Annotated in this window: 8 protein-coding genes; all 8 read left to right on the top strand. The window is 50.9% G+C overall.

The window, feature by feature from the left end; translation table 11 throughout:
• The first annotated feature begins 188 nt into the window (after nucleotides 1–188).
• On the top strand, nucleotides 189–3287 hold the full coding sequence (locus tag BLU97_RS09885) for a SusC/RagA family TonB-linked outer membrane protein (protein ID WP_254771707.1): 3099 nt from the start codon (nucleotides 189–191) through the stop codon (nucleotides 3285–3287).
• A gap of 7 nt (nucleotides 3288–3294) precedes the next feature.
• Nucleotides 3295–5337: a RagB/SusD family nutrient uptake outer membrane protein gene (locus BLU97_RS09880; RefSeq protein ID WP_074761395.1), complete on the top strand. Its 2043-nt coding sequence runs from the start codon at nucleotides 3295–3297 to the stop codon at nucleotides 5335–5337.
• Nucleotides 5338–5382: 45 nt separating this feature from the next.
• Entirely contained in the window at nucleotides 5383–8142 is a 2760-nt protein-coding gene (locus tag BLU97_RS09875; protein WP_074761394.1) for a SusC/RagA family TonB-linked outer membrane protein, read from the top strand.
• Between the two features lie 31 nt (nucleotides 8143–8173).
• Nucleotides 8174–9904 carry a RagB/SusD family nutrient uptake outer membrane protein gene (locus BLU97_RS09870; protein ID WP_074761393.1) on the top strand — a complete coding sequence of 577 codons (1731 nt, stop codon included), beginning with the start codon at nucleotides 8174–8176 and terminating at the stop codon, nucleotides 9902–9904.
• A gap of 179 nt (nucleotides 9905–10083) precedes the next feature.
• Nucleotides 10084–13941 (top strand): hybrid sensor histidine kinase/response regulator transcription factor, encoded by a 3858-nt coding sequence (locus BLU97_RS09865; protein ID WP_074761392.1) that lies wholly within the window; start codon nucleotides 10084–10086, stop codon nucleotides 13939–13941.
• A 198-nt stretch (nucleotides 13942–14139) separates the two neighbouring features.
• Nucleotides 14140–17154 (top strand): SusC/RagA family TonB-linked outer membrane protein, encoded by a 3015-nt coding sequence (locus BLU97_RS09860; protein ID WP_081352974.1) that lies wholly within the window; start codon nucleotides 14140–14142, stop codon nucleotides 17152–17154.
• Between the two features lie 12 nt (nucleotides 17155–17166).
• Nucleotides 17167–18933 carry a RagB/SusD family nutrient uptake outer membrane protein gene (locus BLU97_RS16070; RefSeq protein ID WP_074761390.1) on the top strand — a complete coding sequence of 589 codons (1767 nt, stop codon included), beginning with the start codon at nucleotides 17167–17169 and terminating at the stop codon, nucleotides 18931–18933.
• A gap of 116 nt (nucleotides 18934–19049) precedes the next feature.
• The gene (locus BLU97_RS09850; RefSeq protein WP_081352962.1) at nucleotides 19050–21452 is read left to right on the top strand and encodes a glycosyl hydrolase 115 family protein; all 2403 of its coding nucleotides are present in this window, start codon (nucleotides 19050–19052) and stop codon (nucleotides 21450–21452) included.
• Nucleotides 21453–21516 lie beyond the last annotated feature (64 nt).

Raw genomic sequence — 21516 nt, 5'->3', positions numbered from 1 at the left:
AAAGGTAACAACTTTTTTTCGAAATAAGAATAAAACTCCAAGTTTTTGGATAATTTTACAAGTTAAAATATATTATATGGTATAATTTTGCAACGAAATTAAAACCTAATGTAACAATTTTAATTAAGTCAAACTAAAAAAAATTATTTATGATGCTAAAACTAAGGAAAGTCTCACTAACTTTTGTGATGTGCCTGCTTAGTGCCGCGGCTTTTGCTCAGACTGCAATCCGTGGTTCGGTAGTAGATTCACAAGGTGAGCCTGTGATTGGTGCCAGCGTTTTGATTGAAGGCGCAAAGGTTGCCACGGGTACGGTAACGGACTTCGATGGTAACTTTGTACTGAATGCCGAAACTGGTGCGAAGTTAAAAATTTCATTTGTGGGCTACAAAACCCAGAGTGTGACAGCCAAGAATGGCATGCGTGTTGTGCTTGAGGAAGAAGCAACCATGCTGAAGGCTGTCGAGGTTGTAGCTTACGGTGTTCAGAAGAAGGTGACGGTAACAGGTGCCCTCTCGAGTGTAAAGAGCGAAGACCTTACCCGTACACCAGTTTCATCAGTTAACAATATTCTGGCCGGACAGCTCTCAGGTGTTACCACTGTGCAGTACTCGGGTGAGCCAGGTAGCGATGCAGCAACAGTATTCGTTCGTGGTCAGGGAACCTGGGCCGATTCAGCTCCTCTGATTCAGGTTGATGGTGTTGAGCGTTCGATGGGCGATATCGACCCAGAGGACATCGAGAGTATCACCGTACTGAAGGATGCATCGGCCACAGCCGTATTCGGTGTACGTGGTGCTAACGGTGTTGTACTGATTACCACCAAGCGCGGACAGGAAGGCAAGGCAAAGATTGATATCTCAACCTCGTTCTCAGCCCTTACGCCAACCAAGATGCTTGAATTGGCCAACTCGTATGAGTATGGTACCTTCTTTAATCAGATGCAGCGTAACGACTTCAACTTTGCTTCGGGCGAGACATTTACCCCCATGTTCTCGGATGAGGTTCTGGAGAAGTTCAAGAGCGGCAGCGATCCTATCCGTTTCCCCAACATGCGTTGGAACGATTATATCATGAAGGATATGACCTTGCAGTCGAAGCACAATGTTAACATCAGCGGTGGTACCAAGAACATGCGTTACTTTGTATCAGCTGGTTTGATGACCCAGGGCGGACTGTTCAAGGAGTTTGGCGACGATTTCCACTACGATTATCGCTACCAGCGCTTCAACTATCGTACCAACCTCGACCTTGATGTTACCCCAACCACCACACTGTCATTCAACGTGGCAGGTAACGTGAGCAACGCTCAGAAGCCTCACACCAGTCAGGGTGCTTCGGGTATGATTATGGCCATGACCCAGTCTACCCCATTCTCAAGCCCTGGTATCATTGATGGCAAACAGGTGGCTACCACTACCGACTATACCGATGGCGTTAACATGCCATTCATCGGCGGTAACGCTATGACCTATTATAATAGTGGTGGCACAGGTGGTTATTTTCACTACAACGACAACAAACTGCAGATGGACTTGCAGTTGCAGCAGAAACTCGACTTCCTCACAAAGGGTCTGCTCTTTAAGATTAAGGGTTCGTACAACAGCCTGTTCTCAGTAAACAAGGAGGGAACCGTTGGTCGTGCTACTTACTATCCAGTTATTCAGGACGATGGCTCAATTGCCTATCGTAAGAGCGGCGAGAACACACCTGTTTCATTCTCTGAGAGCACAGGCAAGGCTCGTAACTGGTACTTCGAGACCTCGCTGAACTATAATCGCACATTTGGCGATCACACTGTAACTGCCCTGTTCCTGTACAACCAGAGCAAGGATTACTATCCCTCAAGCTATTCTGATATCCCTCGCGGATACGTAGGTTTGGTAGGTCGTGTAACTTACGACTGGAAGAACCGTTATATGGCCGAGTTCAACGTAGGTTACAACGGTTCGGAGAACTTCCATCCCGATCGCCGTTTTGGTACATTCCCTGCCGGTTCAATCGGATGGATTGCCAGCGACGAGCCTTTCTTCAAGCCTCTTAAGAGTGTTGTTTCGTTCCTGAAGCTACGTGCATCATGGGGTTTGGTAGGTAACGACAAGGTAGGTGGTAGCCGATTCATGTATCTTTCCGACCCCTATCTGTACAGCACAGCCATGGCTGCCCGTAACGGTTATGCCTATAACTTCGGTATCGAGAACTCTACCCTTATCCCTGCTTACTACGAGGATGTAAACAATAAGAACAACCCCGAGGTTACTTGGGAGAAGGCCTTTAAGCAGGACTATGGTGTAGATGTGAACTTCCTCGACGACCGTCTGCGTGCTACCTTCGATTACTATAAGGAGCATCGTACCAACATTCTGCTGCGCGACTACTCTGCGCCATCAGTAGTAGGTTTCCAGCCACCATACTCAAACCTTGGTGTTGTTGATAGCTGGGGATGGGAACTTTCGCTGAAGTGGAACGATAAGATTGGCAGCGACTTCCGTTACTGGGCAACTGTTAATCTCTCGCACAACCAGAATGAGATTAAGGAGAAGAAAGAGGCACCTTACACCAACGAATATCAGTATGAGAAGGGCCACCGCATTGGTGCACGCTACATGTACAAGTTCTTCCGCTTCTACGATGCCGATACTCCACGCCTGTACGAGGAGACCTTCGGACAGCCATTCCCCAAGCAGCTGGTTGACCTGAAAGATGGTGATGCCGTATTTGTTGACCTGGATGGTAATGGCGTAATTAACGAGGACGATAAGACCCGCGACCTGGGTTACACCGACGATCCTGAGTTCATGGCAGGTATCAACGCCGGCTTTGCTTGGAAGGACTTCGAGTTCAACATGCAGTGGACAGCCGCTTGGAACGTATCACGTGTTATCAGCGACGTGTTCCGCTATCCATTCCTGGATCGTACTACAAAAGACCGTGGTGGACTGCTGAAGTATCACCTTGAGAACACCTGGAACCCCGATGCTCCTGGTCAGGACTACGAGTATCCACGTGCTACCTGGACTAATGGTACTACCAACAACTACCAGGATTGCGCACTCTACGAGAAGGATGCTAAGTATCTGCGCCTGAAGACCTTGATGGTTGCCTACAACATGCACTTCGGCTTCCTCAAGAAGCTGGGTATTAACCGTGCACAGCTGGCATTGAGCGGATACAACCTGCTCACCTTCACACCGTATATCTGGGGCGATCCCGAGACACGTGCCAGCACATCTCCATCTTATCCCCTCCAGAGAACCTATACAGCAAGTCTGAAACTTAATTTCTAAAAGCTACATGAAACTGAATATTAAAAATATAATAGGTGTAAGCCTGCTAACGCTTAGCCTTGGCGCTTGCACCGACACCGTAAAGTTCGGTAATGCTTTCCTTGAGAAGGCTCCCGGCGGAACGGTTACTGCGGATACCGTATTCAGCAATCCCGAATACACCCGCAACTTCCTGGCAGGTATCTATGCTACCCAGTATTACAACCTGCCTACCAACTCAACCAATGCGGCACCTCAGTGCCAGAACTACTGGAAGGGTATGCCCGATGCACTGGGCGACGATTTCCACCTGTTGTTCAATAATACGATTGTGTTTGGTAAGTATTACAATGGCTCGCTCACCTCGGCCATCGATGGTAACAAGAATGGTAACATCTATCCTTACACCAACGAGTATATCTGGGAGAATGTGCGCCACTGCTGGATTCTGATTGAGAATATCGACAAGGTGCCCGATATGACCGATGCCGAGAAGGCTCGCATTAAGGACGAGGCCCGTTGCCTCATGGCTTATGCCTACTTTATCGCCTTCCGCTTCTATGGCGGTCTGCCCATCATCAAAGGTTCGTTCACGGGTTCCGAGGGCAGCTACGACCTGCCTCGCCGCAGCGTAGAGTCAACCGTTAACTTCATGGTCGATCAGCTTAACACCGTTATTAAGAACAAGGCTCTGCCTTGGGCTTACGAGGGTTCGGAGGCTGCCTCTGAGACAGGACACTGGACCTTGGCTGGCGCTATGGCCTTGAAGTGTAAGGTATTGCAGTTTGCTGCTTCACCCTTGTTTAACGATGCTCAGCCTTACTGGCAGGGCAAGTACACCGTAGAGGCCGACACTTGCGCCTGGTATGGTGGCAGCAAGCCCGAACTGTGGCAGCAGCTGAAGCAGGCTTGTGCCGACTTCTTTGCTCAGATGAACGCCAACGGCCATTATCACCTGGTGCAGCCACTTGGCACCACCCAGGAGGATTACCGTTACGCTTTCCGCAGCGGCTATATCCTGCAGAACAGTCCTGAAATTCTGCACAGCATCCGTCGTAGTAACAACTCGCATGGTAACGACTACGGTTGGTACAACCTTGGTTGGGGTGGTAAAGCCAATGGTAGCGGCGGTAACGGCCGTTATGCCTACTGCCCAACTCAGGAATATGTAGAAATGTTCCCTTGGGCCGATGGTACACCGTTTGATTGGGACAAGGCCCAGCAGGAAGGCAAGCTCGACTATATGTTTGTGAAGGGCGATACCGTTAAGGGGCAGCAGCTACTGCAGAACCTGCAGTACACCCGCGACCCACGACTCTACGAGACAGTAATGGTTAACGGCGACCGCCAGACCCTGAACTGGGGCGACGGACGTGCCAGTGGTGCCAACTGGGAGATGTGGGTTGGTGGTACAACAGCTGGCACCCAGCCTATGACCAACGATGGTATATATGGTACCGGCTACCGCATGCTGAAATACATTGTTGGCGAGGTAATGCGCCGTAAGAAGCCACAGTGGAACGCCATCATGCTGAGCGATATCTACCTGACATATGCCGAGGCTCTGCTGCAGGCCGATAACAATGCCACCGAGGCCATCAAGTATGTTGATGCTGTACGTGCCCGTGTAGGTTTGAAGGGCTTGATTGAGTGCAACCCCGGCAAGAACCTTACCAGCAACAAGCAGGCCCTGCTCGACGAGATTCTGCGTGAGCGTGCTTGCGACCTGGCATTCCAGCTTGAGCGCTACTTTGACATGATACGCTACAAGCGTGCCGACCTGTTTGAGCGCACACTTCACGGTTTGCGTATCTACCGCCTGGTTAAGGATAAGAACGATAACTGGGTTCGCGAGGAGAGCCAGTGGTACAATAAGTCGTTCAACAAGAAGTTGAAGGAGGACGATCCTAACTTCTACGAGCCTTCGCACTTCGACTTTGAGCGCTTTGCCATTACAACCGGTGCCCGCAGTTGGTGGACCAGCGGCTTCGATCCCAAGTGGTATCTGCAGCCATTCCCCATCACCGAGGTTAACAAGGGTTACGGCTTAACACAGAATGCCGGATGGTAATTAGGAAATTGAAAATTGATAATTGATAATTGACAATTAAGATTTATGAATAAAAGATATATAGTTGTGCTTTCGGTATTGGCCGGACTTTCCCTGCCTACTATGGCACAGATCGACAAAGAGCTGGCACCCGAGGAGCAAACGGCAGCCGTTTCGGTCATCAAGACCGATAAAACCGACCGCCGTAGCGCCAAGAATATCGGCAACAGCATTCTGGGTGAGGGCAATGGCCTTATCTCGCTGCAGAATGGTGGTCGCTATGCCGCTCAGAACCCTACATTCTATGTACGTGGTTTGCAAACATCAAGCAATAACTCGCCACTCATCCTGGTAGATGGTATCGAGCGCGACATTACCAGCATCGCTCCCGAGGAGGTTGAGAACGTAACCATCCTGAAGGATGCCGCTGCTGTGGCTCTGTATGGTTACAAGGGTACCAACGGCGCCATCAACATCATCACCAAGCGTGGTAAGTACGAAAGCCGTAGCATTAAGGTTACTTACGACCACCTGTTTAACACCATCGCCAACAAGCCTAAGTTTGTTGATGCCTACACCTATGGCATGGCCATCAACGAGGCTCGTATCAACGATGGACTCTCGGCTCGTTACAGCACCCAGGAGCTTAACGCCCTGCGCGATGGCACCAAGCCTTATCTCTATCCAAACGTAAACTGGGTAGATGAAACTTTCCGCAACACCGCTATGACCAACAAGTACAACATCGAGTTCCGTGGTGGTGCCAAGAAGTTCCGTTACTACACCATGCTCGATCTGATTTCGGATAAGGGTTTTGTTAACTCGCCCAATCAGAACGAGGGCTACTCTACTCAGGATAAGTATGTAAAGGGTAACCTGCGCATGAACTTGGATATCGACCTGACTGAGACTACCGATGTACGCGTAAACCTGCTGGGTGTACTGCAGGAAACATCGCGCCCAGGTTCGCAGGCCGACCTTTGGGATATGGTTTACACCGTTCCCGCTGCCGCTTTCCCTGTTAAGGATGCCAATGGCGTTTGGGGTGGTAGCGACACATGGGCTGGCACCAGCAACCCTGTGGCTCAGAGCGTAGGCGCCGCCTACTACAAGAACCACTCACGCTCGCTGATGTTCGACGTTACTCTGAAGCAGGACCTTGGCATGTTTGTAAAGGGGCTGGGTGCTCAGGTACGTGTAGGCTACGACAACACATCGAATATTTACGAGGACCACTCAAAGACCTATGTATATAGCGTAAACGCTCCCTCATGGGCCGATGGCGATGCCGAGCCGAGCGTAAAAACCGCTACCTATGGCAAGGACAGCGAGATGGGAACCGATGCCAAGGTTAACACCTTTGCACGTCGCCTGCACTTCGATGGTGGATTTAACTACGACCGCACCTTTGGTAAGCACAGCATCTACTCGCAGCTTAAGTGGGATTACGAGTACGAGGATCCTAATGGCGTTAATAACACCATCTATCGTCAGAACTTTACATGGTTCACCCACTATGGCTACAACAGCCGCTACTTTGTTGATTTGGCACTGGTTGAGAGCGGCAGCAGCCGTCTGGCTCCTAACACCAAGTGGAGCTTCTCGCCCACCCTCTCAGCAGCCTGGGTTATCTCTAACGAGGACTTTATGAAGCAGGTCAGCTGGGTTAACTTCCTGAAGCTGCGCGCATCGGCTGGTATCATTAATGCCGACTACCTGCCTGGCGATGACGTGTGGACCTACTACGCTCAACAGTATGCTACATCGGGTGGTGTTTATCCATTCGATAGCGGTTGGAACTCAGAGTTCGGTCGCACCTACCTGGGCCAGATGGCAACAACCGACCCTGGTCACGAAAAGGCTTACAAGTATAATGTTGGTATCGATGCCAAGCTGTTTGGCGCACTCGATGTAACCTTCGACTACTGGATGCAGCAGCGCAAGGACATCTGGGTATCATCAGCAGGTAAATACTCAGCCGTACTGGGTATGGATGCTCCTTACGAGAATGCCGGACGTGTAGATAGCCACGGTTTCGAGCTCGGTCTGGATTACACCAAGAACTTCGGTGCCGTTAGCTTCAACCTGGGTGGTAACCTGATGTACACCAAGAATAAGATTAAGGAGATGCTTGAGGAGCCACGCCTGTACGATAACCTTATTCAGACAGGTAACCCTTACGGACAGATCTACGGTCTGGAGGCCATCGGTTTCTTTAAGGACGAGGCCGACATCGCTGCCAGCCCTGCCCAGAACTTCTCTACCGTTAAGCCTGGCGACATTAAGTATCGCGACGTAAACGGCGATAACATCATCGACGCTAACGATAAGGTAGCCATCGGTCATAGCACCACCTGCCCCGAGATCTACTACAACTTCCATATCGGAGCCGAGTGGAAGGGACTGGGTTTCTACGCTATGTTCCAGGGCACTGGAAACTACAGCGCCATTCTTAACACCAAGAGCATGTACTGGCCACTGGTGGGCAACACCAACATCTCGCAGTATGCCTACGACAACCGTTGGACACCTGAGAACCAGAACGCCAAGCTGCCACGCCTTAGCAGCGAGAGCAACGCCAACAACTACCAGACATCTACACTCTGGTTGGCCGACCGCTCGTTCCTGAAGCTGCGCAACCTGGAGGTTTACTACAACCTGCCCGCTTCGCTGCTCGAGAAAACCAAGATTGTAAACGGTGCCAAGCTTTATGTACGTGGTATCGACCTGCTCTGCTTCGACCACATCGACGAGAGCGATCCCGAGGCCTACGACATCAACCCCGTTAACAAGAGCATCGCACTTGGTTTGAGCGTAACATTTTAATTGAGAATTAAGAATTTAGAATTAAGAGAATATGAAACTGAATAAATTATTCATCGGTGCCCTGGCAACACTGGCGATGGCCTCTTGTAACGATAAGATGGATTACAACGAGTATAACATCTACGACAAGGACTACATCACCAAGAACTTCGGTAATGTCGGCGGTTTTATGACCGATTTATATAATACGGTAGATTACGACTTCGGTAACTACTCGAGTGGCGCCATGCAGGCATCGGCTACCGACGAGGCCATGTATAGCAAGCTGGGTAACGGTATCGACGATTTCTACAATGGTGCCTGGAGCCCATCAAACGCAAAGAACTCTATCTGGAACAGCATGTACTCAGGCATTAAGGTGGCCAACCACTTCCTGGCCGAGATGCAGGGCTTGGACTTCGAGGAGTTGAAGTTGAATGCCGACTATGGTGCACAGATGTACCGCTACGAGCACTATCAGTACGAGGCTCGTTTCATGCGTGCTTACTATTACTTTGCACTGGTTCGCCAGTACGGTGGTGTGCCCTTGGTAACATCTGAGCTCTCAGCTGAGGAGGTAAACAGCCTGAAGCGCAGCAGTGCCGACGATGTGTTTAAGTTCATCATCGATGAGTGTAACGACATCCAGGGCAAGATTACCGAGGATTACAGCAACCTGGGCCAGTATGCCACTGGTACCGAGGAGAGCGGCCGCGCCGATAAATTGGCCGTTCTGGCTCTTAAGGCTCGTGCAGCCCTGTATTGGGCAAGCCCCCTCTTCAACGCCAATGGTGATAAGGAGCGCTACCACACAGCTGCCACTTACACCAAGGAACTGCTTGCAGCTGCCGAGGCTCGTGGCAAGGGCCTGACAGCTAAGTATGCCGACCTGTGGGATGCCGCCAGCTTTAACACCCCAACCATCATGAAGGAGATACTGTTTGGCCGTCGTTACTATAAGAATTCGAGTGGCGACAATCTTGTTGAGACCAACAACTACCCCGTTGGTATCGAGGGCGGTACAGGCGGAAACTGTCCTACCCAGAACCTGGTTGACGCTTACGATATGCAGGCTACCGGTCTCTCAATCAACGAGGCAGGTTCGGGCTACGACGCCAAGAACCCCTACGCAGGTCGCGACCCACGCCTGGCAGCTACCGTAGCCGTTAACGGCGATCAGTGGCCCACGTACTCGGGTGCCGCCAAGCTCGAAACCTTCCAGGGTGGTATCAATGGCGAGCCTCTTACAGGCGCCACACCAACTGGTTACTACCTGAAGAAGCTGTGTAACGGTGCCATCTCGCTGGCCAGCAACTCAAAGCTTAAGGAGAGCCGCCACACCTGGCTCACCTTCCGCATGGGCGAGTTCTACCTGAACTATGCCGAGGCTGTATTCAGGTATCTGGGTTCGGCCGATGCTACCAGCGCCGAGTTCCCCATGTCGGCTCGCGAGGCAGCCAGCAAAACCCGCCAGCGTGCAGGCATGCCTGCCTTTGCCGAGGGATTGGATGCTACTACCTTCTGGACCAAGCTGCAGAACGAGCGCTTTGTAGAGTTGGCATTCGAGGGTCATCGTTTCTGGGATGTACGCCGTTGGAAAGAGGCCGACAAGTTCTTTAAGAACATCGTAGAGATGAAGCTTACCAAGAACGAGGATGGCAGCATCAGCTACAAGCGCCAGACGGTCAGCCGCCAGTGGAGCGATAAGATGTACCTCTTCCCCATCCCACAAACCGAGTTGATGAAGAACCCCAACCTGACACAGAACCCAGGCTGGGAGTAAGATAGAGTAAATCTCTTCAACATTTAAATAGCTTGTTTTGCCCGCAACAGAGCAGAACAAGCTTTTTTTACGTATTGACTTGCACTCATGGCTGTCCGAAACATTTTTCCATGTCTATGAAACAAAAACCTATGGTAGTTCCAGGAATTTTGTTTAATTTTGCAGCAAAATGATACGATATGAGACAAATATTACTATCCTTGCTACTAATCTTCATGCCATTGATGGTGCATGGACAGGCAGGCCAATTCTTCCCGTCAGAACGTTTTTCAAGCGGTCTGATTAACGATGTGTGCCAGGACAAATATGGCTACATCTGGATTGCGACCGAGAACGGACTCAACAAGTTCGACGGCTATCGGTTCACCACCTATCTGTCGCTTCCCGACGATTCTACCACATTGAGCAGTAATATCGTTACCAGACTCTATTGCGACAAAAAGGGGCAGCTCTGGGTGGGGACAAGAACCGGCCTCTCGCGTTACGACTACGCCAGCAATCGTTTCATCCAATACACATTTCCTACGCCAAACAAGCCACGCATCATATCCGTCCTTGAACGTAAGAACGGCGAATTTCTGTTTGGCACATCAGGAATGGGACTTTTTGAACTGAAAGACAACACCCTGCACAAAGTGCCGGATGGGCATACCACCCAAAGTGGCAACTGGTATTTCAATCAGATGATGGAAGATAGTCACGGCCGTTTCTGGAAGTGTGGCTATGGCGAAGAAATCACGATGAAGGATCAGCATCAAGTACATCAGTTCTTTGTCCAACAAGGCATTGTGGTCAAGATGGTGGAGATCAATGGCGACATTCTCGTTATTCGTCAGCATGGCATCAATCGCTATCACCAAGGACAAATGACTAAAGCAGATATCGACCTCACAGCCCTTGGAGACGACAATGTGGTTATCAGTAGTGCATTCCAAAGTAGGAATGGCAACATCTATATTGGTACGCGAGGCGACGGTCTGTTCATACTGAAGAAAGGCAGTAAGAAGCTGGAGCGCGTTGAATGCCAACTCAACGGTTTGGATCTGAACACGGCCAAGATCTGGTGTATCTACGAAGACCGCATTGGCAACATTTGGTTAGGCTGCCAGTCAAAAGGTCTGGTCATGATACCTCGCATCCAGCCCCAGTTCTCTTCATGGAGTTTTTCGTCGCAAGGCTATCGCATCAGTTCCACCATTACCTCCATCTGCAAAGGCGATCAGGACATGGTTTGGGCTGTTGTACAAGGCAACGGCGTGTATGGATTCGACAAGCGTGGCCATATTGTGTCACACCCTGCCTCACCGCCATCGGCCGAATTAATCTACCGCGACCGCAAGAAACGCTACTGGATAGGCACTGATAAAGCGCTTTATTCGTACGACCCGCAGACAGGCAGATCGCAATATCAGGCATCCTTTGTTTGCGACAAGCTGAACGACATGACGGATTTAGGCGATGGGCGATTGTTTATTTCCCTATACTCGCGTGGTTTCTGTATTTACAACCCAGAAGACCACTCCGTACGCAAATTTCTGGCCACAGAGCACGATGCTGTAAGAGGACAACTTCATAACAACTGGATTATGGCGATGATGCCCGACAGGAATGGCTATATCTGGATGGCCACATCTGCTGGTATCTCATGCTACGACCCACAAGACGACAATTTCCATCCTTACGGTTGGAATAGTCTACTTGAAGGCACCATGTGCTATTCGCTTTGTGAGACCCAAAACGGCGATATACTCATCGGCACCGACCAGGGGCTTTTCACCTACCATCTTGGCGACCATCAAGTATCCCGATTCGGTTATGGCGAGGGTCTGTCCAACAAAGTAGTGGGTTATATTGTAAAAGCCAACAATGGCGACATCTGGTGCGCCACCTCAATGGGTATCTGGCAGTTCGATCAACAAAGAAAGAACTTCATTGGCCATGTTATCGGTAACGGACTTACCACCAAGGAATACATTAACTGCGTTGGCATGCATACCAGCGACGACATGATATACTTTGCCAACAACGACGGTTTAACGGTGTTCAACTCCACACGTGCAACCGGCTGCCACAAAGATTTGCCCCCCATCAAGCTAACAGGTTTCTTCGTTGCAGGCAACCCCATGACCAACGGCCCCGTGATTGAAACCGACGCCTATCAGGTATCGTATCTTGACAACAGCATTACACTCGAGTTCTCGCTGCTTGATTTCGTAAGTCCCGACAATATTATTTACGAATATCAAATCAACGGTTCGAAATGGATACAGAAAGCCGAGGGCGAGAACAGTATCCAGCTAAACCATCTGCAGCCAGGCATATACAAGATTGAGGTAAGAGCCCTCTCAGCGGGTGTTTACTCTGAGATAAAAACCATAACAGTTAAGGTAACCCCTCCCTGGTATCAGTCAACCTGGGCCCACATCTTCTATCTGTTAGTTGGTGTGTTATTATTGGTAGCCCTGGTGTTGAGCCTTCGCCGCAAGGCCCATCAGCGAATGGACGAAGAGAAGATGAAGTTCCTGATGAATGCCACTCACGACATCCGCTCGCCGCTCACACTGATTATGGGTCCTCTGGCCAAGTTAAAAAGCATTGCCACAAACAGCGAAGAGCAGGTTTATATCGACACGATCGACCGTAATGCCCAGCGCCTGATGGTACTGGTGAACCAGATTCTGGACGAGCGACGTATCGACAAGAACCAGATGCAGCTGCACTGCAGGGAGACTAATCTCGTGGAGTTTATCAGCGGCATCTGTAAGCTATACCAATACAACGCCAACCAGCGTAACATCACCTTCCTGTTCGAACACGAGAAAAACCATGTATTGGCATGGGTAGATCGCATCAACTTCGACAAGGTTATCTCTAACCTACTCTCAAACGCCTTCAAATACACCTTCGACGGCGGCGAGGTAAAAGTGGTTCTGCGCGAAACGGAGAAAGAAATCGAGATACAGGTGATCGACTCTGGTGTGGGCTTCAAAGAAGAAGAGGCCGAAAGACTGTTCGACCGCTTCTATCAGGGACGTAATGCCGACGACCTTGGCATGCAGGGCACAGGAATTGGACTGAATCTCAGTCGCTCCATCACCCAAATGCACGGCGGCAAGATAAAAGCCACCAATCGTAAGGATGGCGAGCGAGGTGCCTGCTTCACGGTAACCATTCCAAAGGGATATGGCCATCTGAAACCTGAACAGATTATCACCGACGCCCCTGCCCGCGAGATTCTGTCTAGCGGTGCAAGCGCCCGACAAGCATTCCACCAGTTCCATATCCTTGTGGTTGACGACGATCAGGAGATTGCCGACTACATCAACAACGAACTGGGCAACCACTACAAATTCGACCATGCCCCGAATGGAAAAGAGGCGCTTAAAATCCTTCTCACCCAACAGTACGACCTGGTTATCAGCGATGTGATGATGCCCGAGATGGACGGACTCACCTTACTGAAACGTATCAAAGATAATCCTCAGATTTCGCAGATTCCAGTAATCATGCTCACCTCGAAAGCCGAAGTAGAGCACAAGCTCGAAGGTCTGAAGTCGGGTGCCGATGCCTATATTGCCAAGCCGTTCAGTATGGAGGAGCTTCATATCCAGATTGACAATCTGATTGACAACGTCCGCCGCCTGCGTGGTAAATTCAGCGGAGCCATGCAACAGGAGGAGCGCGTGGAGAAAATTCAGGTTAAAGGCAACGACGATGCGCTGATGGAACGTGTGATGCACTCAATCAATGCCAACCTGTCGGATCCCGAATACAATATCGACACGCTGGCTGCCGACGTGGGTATCAGTCGTGCACAACTGCATCGCAAGATGAAGGAGATTACCGGCATCTCCAGTGGTAAGTTCCTGCGCAACCTGCGCATGGAGCAAGCCGCCCGCCTGCTGCGCGAAAGCAAGGTAAACGTTTCACAGGTTGCCTTCAAGGTAGGTTATGCCGATCAGGCCCATTTCTCGACCGCATTTAAGACACATTTCGGCATGTCGCCCTCGGAATACATCGAGACACATAAGGAGTAGCATCCTGCAAGAACAGTGACATTTGTATCGGTATTTTGCGATTTTGTTGCAAAATACCGATATATTATATATTGCACAATAATCGCAGGGCTATGCAACAAAATCCTTGCAACAAAAACATATTTTTGCCTTACCTTTGCGGCAGATTTACCCAATTTTACTAATAATTAAAATCATTTGTGTATGAAAGAAAAAACAATGAGAAGAATCTTAATGATGCTCACGCTGCTGGCAGCTCCTATGCTGCTTTCGGCCCAAAGCATCATTAAAGGTGTTGTGAAAGACGATGCGGGCGAGCCCGTTATCGGTGCCACTGTAAGAGAAGTTGGTACATCGAATGGTACCGTGACCGACTTCGACGGAAAATTTGAACTGAAAAACATCACAAAAGGTGAGATTCAGATTTCTTTTGTAGGCTTTCTTACTCAGAAAGTATCGGTAAAAGGCAAGAGCTTTTTGGAGATTAAGATGGAGAACGACCAGAAGCTGCTCGACGAGGTTGTTGTAGTAGGTTATGGTACCATGCGAAAGAGCGATGTTACCGGTGCAGTGAGCCGTGCCAACATCCAGGCATTCGAAAAGAGTCCTAACACAAACCTTCTGCAGTCGTTACAGGGAACAGTACCTGGCTTGAATGTAGGTCAGGCCAGTTCTGCCGGTTCAAGTCCCGAGCTTTCTATCCGTGGTGCCAATACCATCTCGGGTAACACCAGCGTACTGATCATCCTCGATGGTATCATCTTCACAGGTAATCTGTCGAGCATCAACCCTGCCGATATCGAAAGCGTAGACGTACTGAAGGACGCTTCGGCTACAGCCGTTTACGGTGCACAGGCAGCCAATGGTGTACTGCTCATCACCAGTAAGAAGGGTGCCAAAGGCAAGGCCAAGGTATCGTTCTCGAGCAGTTACAGCTTCCAGACACCTACCAAAAAGATGCACACCATGAACCGCAGCGAAATGCTGAACTTCGACAATGAGTGTTTGTGGCAGTATTCTAAGACGGCAGAGTCGGGCTACACCCAGCAGAATCCCAACTTCAAGCTCTCTGAGCGCATGCCGGATGCCTGGATGACCGACGACCAGGGCAACATTGTTCCTGGCGACTACGATTGGTGGAGCGACTTTACCCGCAATGGTTCTATCTGGGAGAACAAGATGAATATTTCGGGTGGTAGCGATGCCATGTCGTACCTGATCTCACTGGGTAATACCAAGCAGAAGAACTATCTGCTTAACGACGACTACAGCCGTAACTCAATCCGCGTTAACTTAGACATCCAGCCAGTAAAATGGCTGAAGGCAGGTGTACAGGCATTCGGTTCGTTCGAGAACCGCGATGGCCAGGAAACCTATCTGCCATTCCTCATCGAGTGCAGCCCACTTACCAAGCCTTACGATGAGAACGGCGATATGATTCACTATCCCGCTCACGATGCCCGCGAGAATCCATACCATGGCTCGCTGGTTGACGACTACGATCGTTCTAACTCATTCTTTGCCAACCTCTACACCGAGGTGCAGCTGCCTCTGAAGGGCCTCACCTATCGCCTTAACTTCGGTAACAACTACCGCATTGGCGAGCATAACTATGCCAGCGAGTTTGCCGAGAACAACAATGGTCAGGCTTACAAGCACCACACTACCTATTATGATTATACGCTTGATAACATTCTGAATTATATGAACGACTTTGGCAAGCACAGTGTTGGTGCCACATTGGTTTACGGTGCTTCACGCCGCAAGTACAGCTACACTGCTGCCGATGCCAAGCTGTTCCCACGCATGACGCTGGGTTACAACTCACTGGAGCTGGCTTCTACTCAGAATACAAATTCGGATGCCTGGCTGGAGACATTGCTCTACCAGATGGCTCGCGTAAACTACTCTTACGACGGCCGTTATCTGCTGACCGCCACCGTACGTCGTGATGGTTACTCAGGCTTCTCGACCAACAACAAGAGTGCCGTATTCCCATCAGTAGCTCTGGGTTGGGTTCTCACCAACGAGGAGTGGTTCAAGGTGCCACAGCTGGATTACCTGAAACTGCGCGCCGGTTGGGGTATGAGCGGAAACCAGACCTCACGCTACTCTTCACTGGCCCGTGTTAATTCTTCTATCGGCTACATCTTTGGCGATGGCGTTAGCGGATCTATGCGCCAAGAGCTGGCTTCGATGGAGAATGCCAACCTGAAATGGGAGAAGACTGCAGGTTTCAACTTTGGTATCGACTTTGCCCTGCTGAACAACCGCATCTCGGGTAATATCGAGTACTACACCACCAAGACCAAGGATCTGCTCTATGCTGTACAGATTCCTTCAATCACCGGTTTCACATCTATCATGTCGAATGTAGGTGAGATTCAGAACAACGGTTTCGAGATTACCATCAACTCTCGCAACATTGTGACCAAGGACTTTGAGTGGACATCAATGTTCAACCTCTCAACCAACAGCAACAAAATCAACAAGCTGGCAGGTCTTGACACCAACGGCGACGGTAAGGAAGACGACCTCACCTCATCATCACTGTTCATCGGCGAGTCGCTCTCGGCTATCTACGACTACACCATCGATGGCATCTGGCAGGTAGGCGACAATATCCCCGAGGGCTATCACCCAGGTAACTACCGCATTGTAGATATCAACGATGATGGCGAGATTAACGAGAAGGACCGCAGCATCATCGGTAAGACCGATCCATCGGTACGCATGGGCTTGCTCAACTCGTTCAAGTACAAGGACCTTACACTGAGCTTCTTCCTCAACGCCGTTCTGGGTGGCAGCAAGAGCTTTATGGGTAAGAACTCGTTTGCCGAGCTCGTCAACGATAACACGCTGCGTCACAACCGCTTGACCGCACAGGTGGACAATTTCTGGACACCAAGCAATCCTGGTGGTATCTACGCGCTCTACAATGCCAACCCTGCCATCAATCCTTATCGCTACGAGAACCGCTCGTTCTTGCGCCTGCAGGATATCACCCTCTCTTACGACCTGCCCAAGCAGTGGATGCGCACCATCGGTATCGACGGCATCAATGTTTACATGAGCTGCAAGAACCTGCTCACCATCACCGGCTGGCATGGTTGGGATCCCGAGCCTAACATGACCTATCAGGACATCAACGGCCAGAACCGTACAACCGGTAGCTGCTACGACAACCGTCCGGTTATGAAGAGTGTGACATTTGGTCTCAATATCAATCTTTAATTGCCATTACACATGAAAAAGATATTATTATTCACCGTTATCTCAGCTTTGACGCTGACAGGATGCAACGAAGACAAGTTCCTGGAGGAGAAAGCCCTTGACTTTAATTCGGCATCCAACTCATACAATACGAAAGCAGACTTTGATGCTGCTACCACCGAACTCTATTACCTTACACGTGAGGAGTTCTACACCACATACGACCGCACCACCGACCTTTCGAAGTTTGCAGATATGTGGATTACTGCCGACCCGCTCAAGTCGAACATAACTGCCGACCTCTCTCCCTCGGGCGCCATTGCCAAGTTCTACTGGGACGAGAACTACAAGCTGATTGCCCAGGCCAACACCGTTATCAGCCGTGTGCCTAACGCAACCGCTCTGACCGACGATCAGAAGAAAGAGTTCGAAGCCAAAGGCCGTTTCTTCCGCGCATTAGGTTATCGCACGCTGGTTCTGCTCTATGGCAATGTGCCCCTACAGATTGAGGAGGTAACAGCCCCCAAGACCGATTTTACACGCGAGTCGAAAGACAAGGTATGGGCTCAGGTGATCGAAGACCTGGAGTATGCCGCAGCCAATCTGCCCGAGATCAACGCCGTAAAGGATGGTGAGATCAGCAAACCAGCCGCCAACATGCTGCTGGCCGAGGCCTACCTGGCAACAGGCGCTAACGACAAGGCTGTGAATGCCGCTTCGGCTGTTATCAACAACACCAACCTGGCCCTGATGACCCAGCGTTTCGGTTCGCAGGCCAAGGAGGATGGCGACGTGTTCTACGATCTGTTCCGCCCCAACAATCAGAACCGTTCGGCAGGTAATACCGAGGGTATCTGGGTGATTCAGTTCGAGACCAACGTTGATGGTGGTGGTAACAACACCAGTCATTTCTTCTGGAATCCCGGTAGCTTCTGGGGCGAGCGTTTCTTTGCTCCTCAGGTCGACAAGTTCCAGCTCATTGCCCCCGACGGCACCAACGTGCAGCTGTTCAACTGGCCTATCGGCGATATGACCGGTGGCCGTGGTATCGGTACACACTATGCTGTAGATCATCTGTATAACGGCATCTGGGCCGACAACTTCGACGATATGCGTAACTCAGAGTTCAACTGGCCTCGCCGTTTCAAGATTCATCGCACCAACGTGCTGGCCGACCGTCCTGAGCTGGCAGCTGCCATGCCTGATGGCTATTTCGACCTTGAGCACACCGTACTGCCCGCTGGCTACTCGATGACCACAGGTTTCGACGGCGGTGTAAATGCCACCAACCAGCTGCCTAACCGCTTTATGTGCGGCTACTCTACCAAGATGACCACACCATTCCACTATCCCGATGCCCAGTATCAGGACAAGGCCACCTACCAGCTGGCAGGAACCGGTGGTAAGACTTTCACCGATCAGTATTTCTTCCGTCTGGCCGAAGCCTATCTGCTGCGTGCCGAGGCATATGTAAATCTGGGTAAGAAGGCCGAGGCTGCAGCCGACATCAACGTGCTGCGCACCCGTGCCAAGGCCAAGGCTGTAACTGCCGACCAGATGGACATCGACTTCATTCTGGATGAGCGTCTCCGCGAGCTGGTTTGCGAGGAGAAGCGCCGCCTCACCCTGTCGCGTGTAGGCAAGCTAGCCGAGCGCATCAAGAAGTACAATCCTTACTTCAACGCAGCCAACAGCGCCGACAAGAAGGATTACGATGCCCACTTCGACCTGTTCCCCATCCCACTGTCGGCCATCCAAGCCAACAAGGACGGTGTTCTCGAACAGAATCCTGGCTATTAATTTGAATAATTAATATAATTAGTTAGTAATTGATTTAAAAAAGCCTAGGCTTGTGAAAGTCTGGGCTTTACTTTTCAAATTTTTTTCTATCTTTGCGCTCAAATACTAGATTTGTTATGAAAAGATTATTATGGTTATTACTACTTGTTCCGCTCTGCATGCAAGGCAGAACGTTCAAAGTAGCAAACGCTACTGTGAGTTACGACAAGACTGAATCACCACAGGTAATACGTGCCATCAGCGACCTGAAGCACGATATAGCCATGGTTACAGGTTCTGCCGGTAGCGGAGCGTCGCAAATCATCGTAGGCACCTATGGCAGTAAGACCATCAAGCAGCTTATTGCCAAGGGCGTACTGAAGGATAAGGACCTGAGAGGCAGATGGGAAAGCTACGTTATCAGCATCACAAACGAGAAACAGCCGCGCCTGGTGATAGCAGGCAGCGATAAGCGTGGCACCATCTACGGCATCTACGACGTGTCGCAACGCATCGGCGTATCGCCCTGGTACTGGTGGGCCGATGTGCCTGTAACCCAGAACCCCGATGCTGCCGTAGAATGCGATTACTATGCCTCGGGCGAGCCTTCGGTGAAATACCGTGGTATCTTTATTAACGATGAGGACTGGGGCCTGAAGCCCTGGGCCGCCAAAACTTTCGAGAAGGAACTGGGCGATATAGGTCCCAAGACCTATGCCAAGGTTTGCGAGCTGCTGCTGCGCCTCAAGGCCAACATGCTGGCCCCGGCCATGCACTCATGCACGGGTGCCTTCTACAGCCATCCCGAGAGTCAGCAGGTGGCCGATGCCTACGGCATTATGATCACCACCAGCCACTGCGAGCCCCTGCTGTTCAACAACGCCGCGGAATCGGAGTGGAACAAGCAGCGCGATGGCGAGTGGAACTACGAAACCAACAGTGCCACTATCCTGAAGAAACTCGACGACCGCATTCGCGATACCAAAGCCTTCGACAACATCTACACCATGGGTTTGCGCGGATTGCACGACGAGGCGATGAAAGGCAGTACCAATCCCAAGGATCGCGCCCGCACGCTCGAGAATGTGTTTGCCAAGCAGCGCGAGATACTCGAGAAATATAAGGAAAAGAAAGCCACACAGCTACCGCAGATATTCGTGCCCTACAAGGAAACGCTCGACATCTACGATGCCGGACTGCGCGTACCCGACGACATCACCCTGGTATGGCCCGACGACAACTACGGCTATATGAAACGCGTGAGCAACAGCCGCGAACAGCAGCGCAGCGGTGGCAGCGGCGTGTACTACCACCTGAGCTACTGCGGGGTGCCCCACGACAATCTGTGGATTTTCTCAACAGCCCCCATGCTGATGTACGAGGAGCTGCTGAAGGCCTATACCGCTGGTGCCGACCGCTACTGGCTGCTGAACGTGGGCGATATCAAGCCCATGGAGATCGAGACACAGATGTTTATGGACATGGCCTACAACTTCAAGCAGTTCAGCTACGATAACGCCAACGCCTATCAGGCCGAGTGGCTGGCCAAAGTGTTCGGCCAGCAGCATCAGGAGGCGTTCCAGCACATCCTCGACAACTACTACCGCCTGGCGTGGGACCGCAAGCCTGAGTTCATGGGCTATGAGATGGAATGGGACACCCCCGAGTATGCCCGACTCTACGATACCGACTTCAGTTTCGAAACCGGTACAGCCCAGAAACGATTGGTCGACTATCAGAACATCTGCTTTGCCTACGATGCCATCGAGCAGGCGCTCGCACCCGAGCAACGCCCTGCCCTGTTCGAGATGCTGGGCTATGCCGTACATTCGGCCTACCAGATGAACCGTAAGTTCCTGTACGCACAGGCCAACCACGAAACAGGCAACGTGCTGTATGCCGAGCAATGCAGGGATGCCAACCGCCAGATAAACCTGCTGTTGGAGCGCTACAACACACAATTAGGCGGCAAGTGGAACCTGATGATGTCGGAGGTTACACCTGGCTATACCGCACTCTACCATCAGATGCCCACACTTACCAACCGCCCCACCACGGCCTATCGCCTGCCCGACAACCAGCGCCATCCCGAGTTCGAGCATCAAATCAACTTGGGCGGTCTCGATGTCAAAGCACCCTTCAGGTTGCTCACCGGTATGGGTACCGACTGGCAGGTGCTGCAGATGGGACAGCCGCTCGACCAGAAAGCATCGGGCAGCATCAATATCCCTATCCCATCGCTGCCAGCCAGTGCCGACTCCATCCAGCTGTGCATCTCGGTGGTACCCATGTGGCCCGTTTCGACCGATCGCAGCAACCGTTTGGCCGTGAGCATCGACCAGGGTAAGGCCGCCACCTTAGAGAATAAATTCAAGGAATGGGGGCGCGAATGGAAGATACAGATTCTTGAGAACCGCAAGGATTTCGTACTTACGTTGCCGCTTGATAAGGCCCGAGGGCAGCATGTCATCACGCTCTCGATAGTAGATCCAGGACAGATAGTACAGAAGATTACCTATCAACCTGTGCTGAAACAGTAAAAAAATAACAGAGGCTTGCAATCACTGCAGGCCTCTGTTGCTGTTAATATTTTTACGTATAACT

This window comes from Xylanibacter ruminicola (genome assembly GCF_900107775.1).
GTDB classification, from domain to species: Bacteria; Bacteroidota; Bacteroidia; order Bacteroidales; family Bacteroidaceae; genus Prevotella; species Prevotella ruminicola_C.
The sequence above is the reverse complement of the archived record's forward strand: the minus strand, read 5'-3'. Positions and strand labels throughout refer to the sequence as shown.

Coding starts and splice junctions, on each gene's coding strand:
- BLU97_RS09885 (WP_254771707.1), top strand. CDS start 189: ATGTGCCTGCTTAGTGCCGCGGCTTTTGCTCAGACTGCAATCCGTGGT.
- BLU97_RS09880 (WP_074761395.1), top strand. CDS start 3,295: ATGAAACTGAATATTAAAAATATAATAGGTGTAAGCCTGCTAACGCTT.
- BLU97_RS09875 (WP_074761394.1), top strand. CDS start 5,383: ATGAATAAAAGATATATAGTTGTGCTTTCGGTATTGGCCGGACTTTCC.
- BLU97_RS09870 (WP_074761393.1), top strand. CDS start 8,174: ATGAAACTGAATAAATTATTCATCGGTGCCCTGGCAACACTGGCGATG.
- BLU97_RS09865 (WP_074761392.1), top strand. CDS start 10,084: ATGAGACAAATATTACTATCCTTGCTACTAATCTTCATGCCATTGATG.
- BLU97_RS09860 (WP_081352974.1), top strand. CDS start 14,140: ATGAGAAGAATCTTAATGATGCTCACGCTGCTGGCAGCTCCTATGCTG.
- BLU97_RS16070 (WP_074761390.1), top strand. CDS start 17,167: ATGAAAAAGATATTATTATTCACCGTTATCTCAGCTTTGACGCTGACA.
- BLU97_RS09850 (WP_081352962.1), top strand. CDS start 19,050: ATGAAAAGATTATTATGGTTATTACTACTTGTTCCGCTCTGCATGCAA.